The organism is Janthinobacterium sp. GW460-12-1-14-LB5 (assembly GCF_059423585.1).
Genome location: NZ_JBWKYD010000001.1, coordinates 254009 through 266831 on the forward strand (window position 1 = coordinate 254009; position 12823 = coordinate 266831).

Here is a 12823-nt window from a genome sequence, read left to right on the forward strand (position 1 = left end):
TTCCTGAGCCGCCAGGTCGGCGCTCACTGCCAGTGCATCAGGCAGGGCGGAATCAAGAGCAGCAGCGCCAGCACCAGATAGATCAGCTGCAGCGGGATCATCCATTTGGCCCAGGTAATCCACGGCACGCGCGCCAGCGCCAGCACGCCGACGGTGATGCCGGAGGTGGGGATCATCGGCGTGGTGAATTCGCCGAACTGGAAGGCCAGGATGGCCGTCTGGCGCGTCACGCCCACCAGGTCGGCCAGCGGCGCCATGATGGGCATGGTCAGCGCCGCCTGGCCGCTGCCCGAATGGATGAAGAAGTTGATCACCGACTGCATGAAGAACATCTTTTGCGCGGCGAAGACGGGGCTCGACGAGGCCACCAGGGGCGTCAATGCATGCAGTATGGTGTCGATGATCTGCGCGTCGCGCGCCAGGATCATGGTGCCGCGCGCCAGCGCGATGACGAGCGCCACGCTGACCATGTCGCGCGCGCCCTGCACGAACGACGCCACCAGGCTGTCCATGTCGAGCCGGCCGACCAGGCCGACGATGATGGCCATTACCAGGAACAGGGCGGCGATTTCATCGATGAACCAGTCGTACTTGACGACGCCGACGACCATCGTCAGCAAGGTTGCCATGAAAATCCACAGCACGGCGCGGTGCGTGCGCGTCATGCCGGCAAAGCTGTTCAGGTCCAATGTGTGCTCGCCGCGCTTTTCGATGTCGAGCAGGTAGGTCGGGCTTTTTTCCGGATGGCGCTTGATGCGCGCCGCGTACCACATCAAGAACACGATGCTGACGGCAGTGGCGATGGCCCACACGATCAGGCGGTAGCCGATGCCGGAAAAGATCGGCACGCCGGCGATGCCCTGCGCGATGCCGACGTTGAACGGATTTAAAAAGGCGGCGGAAAAGCCCACCTGCGAGCCGATGAAGGGAATCGACACGCCGGTGATGGTGTCGTAGCCCAGGGCCAGGGCCAGCGGCACGAAGATCAGGATGAAGGGAATCGCTTCCTCGTTCATGCCGAAAGTGGCGCCGCCGAGCGAAAACATGGTGAAGAAGACGGGGATGATGGCGGCGCGCACGAAGCGCGAACTGGTGTGCGCCTTGGCGATGGCCTTGATCAGCGAGTCGAAGGCTTCTGTTTTTTGCAGCACGGCGAAGGCGCCGCCGACGATCAGCACGAAGCCGATGATCAGGCTGGCGTCGACGAATCCCTTGATGGGCGCCATCATCAGTGCGGCCAGTCCCTGCGGCTTGTTGGCTACGTAATGAAACGTGCCAGGGATGATCAGCTGCTTGCCGTTGACCAGCTGGGTGTCGAATTTCCCGCCGGGCACCAGCCAGGTCGCCAGGGCGATCATGGCCAGTATGGCGCACAGCAGGACGAAGGTATTGGGGAGCTTGAATTTTCGCATGGCGCTTTTTTGTGACATTTATTGGCTCAGCAGGCTGCCGCCGCGGAAGGCGACGGCCCCGGCGACCTTGCCCACGTTCATGCCGCGCAGGACGTGGCGGTGGGCGCTGCGCGCAAAAAAGACGCCGGCGACGGTGCAGCGCAAGGTCGTCGTCTCGCCGCTGACGGGGTCGATCAAGTCGGCCACCGCGTCGCCGGTGGCCAGCACGTCGCCCATGTCGCGCAGGTAGACCAGCACGCCGTGATGCGGCGCGAGGATGGGTTCCACGCCGGCCAGCGGCGTGGGCTGGCATTGCGGCGCGGGCAGGTCGTCGCCGGCGCCGGCGATCTCCAGCACGCCCTCGATGGCGAGAAAGCGCAGCAGGGCGGCGGCGTCGCGCTCGGCCAAGGCGTAGCTCACCTCCACTTCGCCGCGCAGTTCGACGGTGGTCGACAGGCAGGCGGCGGGAATCGGATAGCGGCCGCCGAAGTGCGCGTCCAGATCCCACCACAAGCGGCTGCAGGCTTCGTCGAACGGCTCTTCGCCGGCGGCCAGTTCCAGCAGCACGGCGCGTGCGCCCAATAGCGCGGACAGGGGCGCGATCTGCGCCGCCAGCGGCGTGCCCGTATAAATGTGCAGGGCCGCTTCGTTATCGCAATGCAGGTCGAGTACGATATCGGCATCGATGGCCATGCCCAGCAGGGTTTTCTTCAGCGTCTCCGCATCCGTGCCCGGCCGCCAGGCGGCGACGGCGGCGCGCGCATGCGCGCGTATCAGCGCCACGTTGGCTTGCGCATCCTGCCCCAGTTGGCCATCGAGCGTGGTTTTCAATTCATCGGCCACATGGCGGTAGGCGCGGTTGAAGTTGATGCCGGTGGTCAGGTCGAAGCGGCCGAACGGCGCGCCATGGATAGCTTGCGCCAGGCCGATCGGGTTGGCGGCCGGCACCAGGATGATTTCGCCGTGCACCTTGCCCGCCGCTTCCAGCGCCAGCAGTTCGCGGCGCAGAAATTGCGACACCAGCATGCCCGGCACCTCGTCCGCGTGCAGCGCCGCCTGGATATACACCTTCTTGCCGCTGCGGCTATTGGCGGCCACAGTGCCGAAGTGGAAGCTGCTCAATTGGCATGACATGCTGGCGTGCGCGGTGGAGATGGAATGCTGTTGTACTTGCATGGTGGGCGCCCCGAAAAGGTGCATGGTTGATGGATTCCGGTCGATTATGTAGCAATATTTTCACGAAGTAAATCAATGAAAATCCTTTTACAAATATTTGTTGAGTTTTCTTTTTGATATGCGTACAGTAAGTTCCAGCGACCCGTTTTCGCCTCCTTGTCCGTCATTCGCCACACACTAGAACACAGGCCGCCAGCGATATGAGCGCATCCGCCAGTCCTGCCAGAAGCAGCACCCCCACGCCACCTGCCAACACGCTGGCGTCGCCCGACGCCGCGTTCGCGCAATCGCCGCTGGGGCAGGCGCTGATGCACGTGCTGGCCGGCGGCTCGGCTTCGCAGCGGCAGATCGCCGACTATTTGCTGCGCAACCAGATGCGCGTGACGGCGCTGGGCATCGAGGAACTGGCCGACAGCTGCCAGGTATCGACGGCCACCATCAGCCGCTTCGCGCGCGACATCGGCCAGAAGAATTATTCGGCCATGCGCGGCGCCATGGCGGAAACCCTGCAATCGCTGTTGCAGCCGGTCGACAAACTGCGCCGCACCATAGAGCGGCGCGCGCGCGCCACCTCGCCCATCACGGAAAGCCTGGAATATGCGGCCGCGAACATTGCCGCCACGTCCGATGCCCTGTCGCCGCCCGCCATGCAGGCCGTGGTGCGCCGCCTGACGCGGGCCAAGGTGGTGTATGTGATGGGTTTTGGCCTGTCGGCCAACCTGGCAGGCATGCTGGTGCAGCACCTGCAGCCGTTTTGCCCGCACGTGGTGGAAGTGGTGGGCATCGGCGGCTCGGAAGTGGCGGCCGGCCATCTGGTCAACCTGACGGCGCACGACGTGCTGGTGGTGATCTCGTTTCCCCGTTATACGCTCGACTGCATCGGCCTGGCCGGCTTCGCGCGCGACCGCGGCGCCTGTATCGTGGCGCTCACCGACTCGCCCGCGTCGCCCCTGGCCGAACTGGCCGACCACGCGCTGTATGCGCAAAGCACGCATCCCGTCCTGCCCAGCAGCGCCAGCACGGCGCTGGCCATGATCGAGGCGCTGGCCGTGGCGCTGATGGTATCGAACAGGAAGAACGTAGAAAAAGCGGCCCGCTTGAGCGAAGTCATCGCAGCCTATCTGTATGGCGGCGAACATGGCGTGCAGGGCCGGCGGAAAACAGCTTCAAGACAACGCAAGGCAGTCCCAAAATCATTATAAAAATCAGGCATCAACATCCGGGGAGAGTGACCATGCAGATGAAAAGACGGGACGGTGGCTTCTTGCCACGCGAGTCGGTATTGGCGCAAGGCGTGCGGCTGGCGCTGGGCGCGCTGAGCGTGTCGGCGGCGCTGGGCATGCTGGCCGGCGGCGCGCAGGCGCAGGAACAGGGGCCGGACGTGGAGCCGGCGCCAAAAAAAATGCAGCGCGTGGAGATCACGGGGTCGGCCATCAAGCGCCTGGAATCGGAAACAGCGCTGCCGGTGCAGGTCATCACCCGTGCCGACATCGAAAAGGCGGGCGTGACGACGGCGGCCGAGCTGATGGCGCGCGTCTCGGCCAATGTGGGCGGCCTGACCGATGGCGTCAGCATCAACGTGGGTGGCGACCAGCGCGGCTTCAACAGCGCCAACCTGCGCGGCGTGGGCACCTCGTCCACGCTGGTGCTGCTCAATGGCCGGCGCATGGCCAACTTCGCCTCGCCCGGCGACGATGCGGGCGTGGACCTGAATAACATTCCCGCCGCCGCCCTGCAGCGCGTGGAAGTGCTGCTCGACGGCGCCTCGGCCCTGTACGGCACGGATGCCATCGGCGGCGTCATCAATTTTATTACGCGCAAGGATTACCAGGGCGTGGAGCTGAACGCCTACGGCAGCGGCACGCAGGAAGGCGGCGCCGGCAAGCGCACGGCCAGCATCACGGCCGGAACGGGCGACCTGGCCACGGATGGCTACAATATCTTTGCCGTGGTCGACCTGCAAAAAACCGACCGTCTGAGCACTTCGCAGCGCAAGTTCATTCCGCACCTGCATGTGCCGGAACGCCTCGGCCATTTGCTGTCCAGTTACGCCAGTCCGGCAAATATCCGCCTCTCCAGCGACCAGCGCGACTACCTGCAGGAACAGGGCTTCCTGCTCAATGGCCAGCCGATCACGAATCGCCTGATTAATCTGTCGATTCCAGGCTGCAGCGGACCGGCCAATGTGTACCTGCCGGCAGGCACGGGCGGCGTCGATGCGTGTACCTATAACTACATGGGCGACACCGAGCTGTATCCGAAAACGGACAAGCAGAACCTGCTCACGCGCGGCGTCCTCAAATTGAACAACGATCACCAGTTGTATGCGGAGGTGGCGTTGAGCCGTTCGCGCAGCTATTACGTGGGATCGACAGCGCGGCCGGATGGCGAAATCGACGCCAGCATGGTGCCGCAGCTGAACGCCGCCGGGTTGACTGGCACGCTGGCCCTGCGCATCCGCCTGAACGAAGCGGGCATGCGCACCAGCGAATTGACCAGCGAAAGCCAGCGTTACGTGGTGGGCGCCACCGGCACCGTGGGCGGCTGGGATTACGACGTGGGCTTGAATCACAGTGTCAATGTGGTCAGGGACAAGGACACGCACGGCTACCTGCTGGCCGACCAGCTACAAAAGGGCATCACGGATGGCACCATCAATCCCTTCGGCCCCTCCAGCGCGGCGGGTAAGGCGCTGCTCGAGAGCATCCAGGTCAACGACGAAGTGCGGCACGCGCGCGGCGTCATGGATGCGCTCGATTTCAAGGTGTCGCGTCCCTTGATGTCCATGGGCGGCGGCGACATGGCGTTGGCGGTGGGCGGCGAAGTGCGGCGCGAGCGCACGGATTTCCGGCCATCCGCATTGCTAATGAGCGGTAATATCACCAACGATGACGCGCCCGAAGGAGGCGTGGCCACCAGCGACAGCCGCAATGTGCAGGCCATCTATAGTGAATTGCTATTGCCGTTCAGCAAGCAATGGCAGGCGCAGCTGTCCGGCCGCTATGACCATTACCAGCAAGTGGGTGGCGCCCTCAGTCCGAAGGTAGGCCTGACCTACATGCCCAGCAAGGAGGTGCTGCTGCGCGCCTCGGCCGGCAAGGGTTTCCGCGCGCCGTCGATGTCGGACCTGCATCGGCCCACCGTCTATAGCCAGACGGCGACCCTGCCCGATCCCGTGTACTGCGCGAGCGAGAACAACGACTACTCCGTCTGCGCCGACAACTGGCGTACGCGCCGCTACAGCAATGACAAGCTGAAACCGGAGCGCAGCCGCCAGTTCACGGCCGGCGTGGTGCTCGAACCCAGCCAGCACTGGACCTTCAGTGCCGACTACTGGAACATCCGGCGCACGAACCTGATCAGCGAAATCGGCGACGACATCATCCTGTCCAACCTGTCCAAGTACGGCGACCTGGTGCACCGCGACGAAGACAATGAAATCCGCTACATCGAACTGCGCAAGGAGAACCGCGGCGCGCAAAAAGCTTCGGGCATCGATATCACGGCCGACCTGCACGGCGTGAAAACGGCATGGGGGCGCTTTGGCGGCCACCTGAGCGGCACCTATGTGCTCGGCTCAAAAATCCAGACCAGCCCCGGCGACGTCTTCATCAGCAATCTGAACAAGTTTGTCACGGACGGCGTGGTGCAGCGCTGGCGCCATACGATCACCCTGGACTGGGACAGCGGTCCGTATTCGGCCAGCCTGTCGAACACGTATTCGAGCGGCTACGATGACCAGAACTCGGCCATCAACACGGACGATGGCAGCGTGGTCAAGCCGAACCGGGTGAAGGCCTACACGCTGTGGGACATGTCGGGCGCGTATGCGGTCAGCCAGCAGTTCAAGCTGCGCGCCGGCATACAGAATCTGTTCAATACCAGTCCGCCGTACTCAAACCAGGCCTACTATTTCCTTTCCGGCTATGACCCGACCTACGCGGACCCGCGCGGCCGGCGCTTTTATGCCAGCGCCAATTACAGCTTCAAGTAAGCAGTTTTACATAGAAGCGTGGAGATAGCGCAACAACGCTGTCATATGCGGCAAGTAGTATCGTAGTTCGAGGCAATTGGGTTACAAGCAGCAGTTTTGGCAGCAAGGGTGCGCGCCTGTGTCAGCAAGCGCGCGCCACTTTCCTTGTATTCGAAAGGCACCATGAAATCATCCGCAAGCCTGTATCACACATTCCGTGCCGCGCTGCTGTTCGCACTGGCATTGTGCAGCTTCCATGCCGTGGCGGCGCCTGGCGGCAGCGCCATCGGCAGCGCGCCGCAGGGCACCCTCGTCATCATCGGCGGCGGCCTGCGCGCCGACAATGCCGAAGTCTGGCAGCGCATCGTCAAGTTGTCGGGCGGTCCCGGCGCGCGCATCGCCGTGCTGGCCTCGGCCGCGATGAACCCGGAAAAATCCGGTGAAAGCATCATCAGGAAGCTCAATCAATATGGCGCGGACGCCTTTTTCGTGCCGCTGGCCGTCAAGCTTGCCAATCGCGATTACCGCAAGGCGGCCGAAGACCCTGCCATCGTGACGCAGATCAAGTCGGCCACCGGCATCTATTTTGCCGGCGGTGACCAGGGGCGCATCACGCAAGCCTTGCTGCGCCCGGACGGCAGCCGCACGGCCGCGCTGGAAGCCATCTGGTCGGTCTACCGCAACGGCGGCGTGATCGCCGGCTCCAGCGCCGGCGCGGCCATCATGAGCACCACCATGTTCTACGACGCCAAGCCCGTGCTCGACATGCTCAAGATGGGCGTGACGGATGGCCGCGAGATTGCGCCGGGCCTGGGCTTCATCGGCAGCGACGTCTTCGTCGACCAGCATCTGCTGGTGCGCGGCCGTTTCGCGCGCATGATTCCCGTGATGCTGAAAAAAGGCTATCACCTGGGACTGGGCATCGATGAAAACAGCGCCATGGTGGTCGACGCCATGCGCGACGTGGAGGTCATCGGCTACAGCGGCGCCCTGCTGATCGACCTGTCGGGCGCCATCAGCGACCGCGGCGTGAAAAATTTCAATATCAGCAACGCGGCCATCAGCTACCTGGACCGGGGCGACAAATTCAACCTCGTCACGCGTGTCTTCACGCCCTCGCCGGACAAGGCCGACAACAAGCTCGATCCGAACCAGCCGGACATGCGCGAACCCGTGTTTACCAACGATATCCTCGGCAACAACGCCGTGCTGGACCTGATGGGCAACCTGATCGACAACGCGCAGCAGGAAGCCATCGGCATCGCCTTCGGCAACCCGCGTGACCCGTACCCGGACCTGGGCTTCGAGTTCCGCTTCAGTAAAACGGTCAACAGCGTCGGCTACAGCTCGACCGAGGCGGAAGCGTATTCGGTGCTGAAATTGCGCCTCGACATCCGCCCGATCCAGCTGCGCCAGCCCCTGTACCGCTACAAGTAGCTTGCACTGGCGCGCCGCCAGCGCGGCCACGCGGCGATCGTCAAGGCCCGCAGCAGCCACTCGACGGGGCCATACGCGTGGCCGCGCAGCCACCAGCGGCTCAGGGGCAGCTGCAGGCTGAAGATGATGACGGCCAGCGCCAGGGCGCCCAGCGGCGAGACGCTGCCCATCAAGCGCGCGCCATACGCGAGGAACAGCCAGGCGCAGATGGCCGACTGCAGCAGGTAGTTCGACAGGGCCATGCGGCCCGTGTCGGCCAGCAGGGCAAACAGCCTGCCGTCGCGCAAGCGCTCGAACAGGGCCAGCGCCAATGCCAGGTAGGCGCCCGCCAGCAGCGGCGCCGTCGCCAGGCCGACGGCCAGTCCCGCCACCTGCCATGCCGGGCTGTCCCCATAGACGGAGGTCCATGCATACAAGACTGCGCCGGGCAATCCCGCCAGGGCGCCGGCCCACAGCAGGCGCCGGCGCAGCGGCAGATAGTCGGCCGCGTGCAGCAGCATCTCGCGCTTGCCGGCGGCCAGGCCGCACAGGAACATGGCCAGCGCGCACGGTGCCTGCACCAGCAGCAGGACGATCCAGATGTCGCTCAGTTCGCGCAGGTGCTGATTGACGACGGTTGCCGGCGTGGCGCGGTAGGCGGCCAGCGCCGATGCCGCCTTTTGCGCCATCGCCACGGCGTTGTCCGCCGCGTCGCCCGCCGGCTGCAGGCTTTGCAGCCAGGCCATGCCTGCCCAGAATGCGGCGCAGACGGTAATCAGAAGCAGCGCCACGGACAGTGCCTGGCGTTCGCCGCAGCGGTGCAGCGCCAGCAGCACGATGCCCAGCACGGCGTAGGTGGTGAGTATGTCGCCATGAAACAGGAACACGGCATGCAGGGCGCCGATCAGCCACAGGCCCGCTTGCCGGCGCAGCATGCGCGGCACGAACGGCGCGTCGGCGCGCGCGGCCGCCTGCATCTGCAAGGTGAAGCTGTAGCCGAACAGGAAGGAAAACAGCAGATAGAACTTGGTCTCGAACAGCAGCGCGACGAGAAAATGCGCGGCGCGGTCCACGCCGCCGTGAAAGGCGGGATCGGTCAAGCCCAGGCCAAACCAGGGCGTGGCGAAGGCGCCGATATTGACCACCAAAATGCCGAACAGGGCGCAGCCGCGCAGGGCGTCGACGTCGGCGATGCGCGTGGGCGGAGTTGTCATGGCGGCGCTCATGCCAGGGCAGGGCGCAGGAAGCGCGCCAATAGCAGGTGCAGGCTGGCGCGCTGCGCCAGCGGTACATAATCGGGATCGACGGCGACCCGGTTGAAGATGCCGTCGATCAGCGCTGCGATCCAGCCGGCCGTTTGCGCGGCGTCCAGCGCGGCGTCGACCTGGCCCTGTGCGGCCGCCTCTTCCAGCAAGGTTTGCAGGCCGCCGCGCAGGCTGGCGTCGTTGCGCGCCACCCTGGCCGCGATATCCGTGTCGCGCATCGCTTCGGCGGCAATGTCCAGCGCCAGTCCCGCAAAGTCCCCGTCGGCCGCCAATGCCAGCACCAGGTCCATGAAGTCGAGCAGCGCGCCGTACGCATCGGCGCTGCCTTGCACGCCGGCGAAATAGGCGGCCGTCTCGCTGCCTTCCTGGTCGACGATGGCGGCGATGATGGCTTGCTTGGTGGGGAAGTAGTGAAACAGGTTGCCGGGACTCATGCCCGCTTGCGCGCAGATGGCGGCGGTGCTGGTCTGGTGGAAGCCCTTGCGCGCGAAGCAGTGGCGCGCGGCGGCGAGGATGGCGTCGCGGCGGGCCGCGTGTTTGCCGGGATCGATGGTGCGCATGGCGGTTGGCTCTCCTTTTAATTAATCGACTAGTCAGTCTAATATAAATGGATTGCGCGGCGCGGTCAAGCTGGATGCTTTGCAGTACCTATTCCTGTCGCTACAATGTGCCGCACCGGATTTTTCCATGCCCGCCGCTGGCGCCGCTGTTTGTTTGGAAAACCGCTTCTTTTACCCGTTTTTCTACCGTGTTAGGAATGAGATGCAGCAGACTCCGATTCGATCCTTCCTCTGTGCGCTGGCGCTGGCCACCGGCATTGTCCCCGCCGCGCAGGCCGATAATGCCCCGCTGCCGGCCACCATGCGCCTCGACTACCAGCACAGCGGCAATGCGCTGGGCGAGCATTATGCGGTCGAGCGCGTGCTGGTCGAGCCCTTGCCATGGCCGGGCAACCTGGCGCGCCCCATCGACGACAGCAACCGCGGCAACAATATGCTGGAAGTGGTCGACATCAAGTCGGGCAAGGTGCTGTATTCGCGTGGCTTTTCCACCATCTTCGGCGAGTGGGCCAGTACCGACGAAGCGAAAACCACCACGCGCGCCTTCCAGGAATCCGTGCGCTTCCCGCAGCCCGAGCATCCCGTACGCGTGCGCATCCTCAAGCGCGACGAACGCGGCCTGTTTTCCATTGTGTGGAGCACCGACGTCGATCCTGCCGCGCAGGACGTGATCCGCAAGCAGCCGCCGGCGCCCGTCAAGCCTATCCCGATCCGTGTCAGCGGTCCGTCGTCCGGCAAGGTCGACCTGCTGATCATGGGCGACGGCTACACGGCCGCCGAAATGGGCAAGTTCGAGGCGACGGCGCGGAAATTGGCCGAGCACCTGTTTACCGTCTCGCCATTTCGCGAGCGGGCCAGTGACTTCAACGTGTGGGCCATGGCCGCGCCGACGCCGGAGTCGGGCGTGTCGCGTCCATCGACGGGCGTGCATCACGCTTCGCCGCTGGGCACCCGCTACGACATCTTCGGCAGCGAGCGCTATGTGCTGACGACGGACAACCGCGCGCTGCGCGACCTGGCGCAGTACGCGCCGTATGAATTCATCGAAATCCTCGTCAATAACGATACCTATGGCGGCGGCGGCATCTTCGGCCAGTTCAGCACAGCGGCAGCGAACAACGACTGGGCCAATTACCTGTTCGTGCATGAATTCGGCCACCATTTCGCCGGCCTGGCCGACGAGTACTACACCTCGCCCGTGGCCTACCAGTCGAATGGCGAACGCCAGGAGCCGTGGGAGCCGAACGCCACGGCGCTGCGTGATCCGTCCAAGCTGAAATGGAAGAGCCACGTCAAGGCGGGCACGCCGCTGCCCACGCCCTGGCCGAAGGACGCGTACGACAGCCATGCGCGCGAATACCAGAAGCAGCGCGCCGCCCTGCGCGCGGCCAACCGTCCTGAAAGCGAGATGAGCGATTTGTTCAAGGCCGACCTGGCGTACACGCAGCAGCTGTTCTCGACGGCGCCGCAGCGCCATGCGGTGGGCGCCTTTGAAGGCGCGAACTACGAATCGTCCGGCTATTACCGGCCCGAGATGCAATGCATCATGTTCGACCGCAGCGAGACCTTCTGTTCCGTCTGCCAGGATGGCATCAGCACCATCATCGACCTGTATTCGCGTGGCGCCCCGGCGCCGGGCAAATAATGCCGCTGCCGTCATTCCAGTAATACACGGGGCCATGCTGCATCGCAATAGCATGGTCCCCCTTTCCGCCCCTTCCCATTGCCGGCCTTGCGCCATCGCCCGGCGCTGCTTGTTTTCCAGACAATCGGCATTGGTGCCGGCATGCTCCCTTTTCTTCCCGCCAGCCCGGTAGTATTATCAAATACGTATGCCCGCACGCTTGCCTGAAAAATATTTCATTTAGATAATATTGAGGTAAAATTTGATTTACATCAATGTTGCATTGCCGCAATCGCACTTATAGTTGACCTAGCTCAAAACGATAAGCATGCGGACCGGACTCATCGCGAATCACGTATCTAAATGCTGTAGAGTAATTTTCGCCCTGTACCAGTTCCCCGACAATGCACTGGTGCCGGCCTCGAATTTCAGTGACGGAAGCCGATTCATGAAGATGCACACCCCCGCGCCTGACGCGTGCAATACCCTCCATCCTCACACGCCGATTGCCTTGCCGTATGCGCGCGCCGGCGGCGTGACCCTGGCCATGAGCGCGGCCGCCATGCGTACTGGCGCGGTGCGCTGCGTGCATGCGGCCACGCCGTGGCCCGCCCTGCGTCCCGTCCAGGCATGACGGCCGACTTGCGCCCGCACTTGCCCTTGCAGGGCAAGCGGGGCCTGGTGGTGGGCATCGCCAACGCGCAAAGCATCGCCTGGGGCTGTGCCAGCGCGCTGCGCGCGGCCGGTGCCGAACTGGCCGTGACCTGGCTCAATGACAAGGCAAGGCCGCACGTGGAGCCGCTGGCGCAGCAAGTGCAGGCGGCCATCATGGCGCCGCTCGACGTGGCCGTGCCAGGCCAGCTCGAAGCGCTGTTTGCGCAGATTGCGCAGCAGTGGGGCACGCTCGATTTCGTCGTCCATTCCATCGCTTACGCGCCGAAACAGGATTTGCATGGCCGCGTGACGGACAGTTCCGCCGACGGTTTCGCGCAGGCGATGGACATTTCCTGCCATTCCTTCATGCGCATGGCGAAGCTGGCCGAACCGCTGATGCCGCACGGCGGCAGCTTGACCACCATGAGTTACCTGGGCGCCGAGGAAGTCATCGCCGATTATGGCCTGATGGGGCCCGTGAAGGCGGCGCTGGAAGCGTCGGTGCGCTACCTGGCCGCCGAATTGGGGCCGCAAGGCATCCGCGTCAACGCCATCTCTCCGGGGCCACTGGAGACGCGGGCCGCTTCCGGCATCGCCCATTTCGACCGCCTGATGGCCGACGCCATCGAACGCTCGCCCATGCGCCGCCTGGCCACCATCGAGGACGTGGGGGCGCTGTGCGCCTTCCTCGCCGGCGACGGCGCGCGTGCCATCACGGGCGGCACCCTGTATGTCGATGGCGGCTACAACATTCTGAATTGACT

Annotated in this window: 10 protein-coding genes; 6 read left to right on the forward strand and 4 right to left on the reverse strand. The window is 64.3% G+C overall.

Annotation, left to right across the window (positions count from 1 at the left end; all coding sequences use genetic code 11):
• Positions 1-23: 23 nt before the first annotated feature.
• Positions 24-1412: a YfcC family protein gene (locus AC07X6_RS01230; protein ID WP_494789813.1), complete on the reverse strand. Its 1389-nt coding sequence runs from the start codon at positions 1410-1412 to the stop codon at positions 24-26.
• 18 nt (positions 1413-1430) lie between these two features.
• The gene (locus tag AC07X6_RS01235; RefSeq protein ID WP_494789814.1) at positions 1431-2567 is read right to left on the reverse strand and encodes a succinylglutamate desuccinylase/aspartoacylase family protein; all 1137 of its coding nucleotides are present in this window, start codon (positions 2565-2567) and stop codon (positions 1431-1433) included.
• 200 nt (positions 2568-2767) lie between these two features.
• On the opposite strand from AC07X6_RS01235, the gene AC07X6_RS01240 reads away from it, so the two are divergent.
• The 3 genes from AC07X6_RS01240 (at position 2768) to AC07X6_RS01250 (ending at position 7977) form a co-directional block, all read left to right on the forward strand.
• A complete protein-coding gene (locus AC07X6_RS01240) occupies positions 2768-3769 on the forward strand; it encodes a MurR/RpiR family transcriptional regulator (protein ID WP_494789815.1) in 1002 nt (333 codons plus the stop codon).
• Between the two features lie 32 nt (positions 3770-3801).
• Positions 3802-6561, forward strand: coding sequence for a TonB-dependent receptor (locus AC07X6_RS01245; RefSeq protein WP_494789816.1), 2760 nt, complete (start codon positions 3802-3804; stop codon positions 6559-6561).
• Positions 6562-6723: 162 nt separating this feature from the next.
• Complete coding sequence (locus AC07X6_RS01250; protein ID WP_230538946.1) at positions 6724-7977, forward strand: cyanophycinase; 1254 nt, start codon at positions 6724-6726, stop codon at positions 7975-7977.
• Here AC07X6_RS01250 and AC07X6_RS01255 read toward each other — a convergent pair.
• Together AC07X6_RS01255 and AC07X6_RS01260 are read right to left on the reverse strand one after the other, a co-directional pair.
• On the reverse strand, positions 7968-9170 hold the full coding sequence (locus tag AC07X6_RS01255) for a DUF418 domain-containing protein (RefSeq protein ID WP_494789817.1): 1203 nt from the start codon (positions 9168-9170) through the stop codon (positions 7968-7970). The two genes, AC07X6_RS01250 and AC07X6_RS01255, sit on opposite strands and share 10 nt — an antisense overlap.
• An 8-nt stretch (positions 9171-9178) precedes the next feature.
• The gene (locus tag AC07X6_RS01260) at positions 9179-9781 is read right to left on the reverse strand and encodes a TetR/AcrR family transcriptional regulator (protein ID WP_230538944.1); all 603 of its coding nucleotides are present in this window, start codon (positions 9779-9781) and stop codon (positions 9179-9181) included.
• Positions 9782-9983: 202 nt separating this feature from the next.
• Between AC07X6_RS01260 and AC07X6_RS01265 the strand changes: the two genes are divergently transcribed.
• The 3 genes from AC07X6_RS01265 (at position 9984) to fabI (ending at position 12821) form a co-directional block, all read left to right on the forward strand.
• Entirely contained in the window at positions 9984-11426 is a 1443-nt protein-coding gene (locus AC07X6_RS01265; RefSeq protein WP_494789818.1) for an IgA Peptidase M64, read from the forward strand.
• A gap of 427 nt (positions 11427-11853) precedes the next feature.
• A complete protein-coding gene (locus AC07X6_RS01270) occupies positions 11854-12039 on the forward strand; it encodes a hypothetical protein (protein WP_230538942.1) in 186 nt (61 codons plus the stop codon).
• Positions 12036-12821, forward strand: coding sequence for an enoyl-ACP reductase FabI (gene fabI / locus AC07X6_RS01275; RefSeq protein WP_474295530.1), 786 nt, complete (start codon positions 12036-12038; stop codon positions 12819-12821). Before AC07X6_RS01270 ends, fabI begins: the two co-directional genes overlap by 4 nt.
• The last annotated feature ends 2 nt before the right edge of the window (positions 12822-12823 follow it).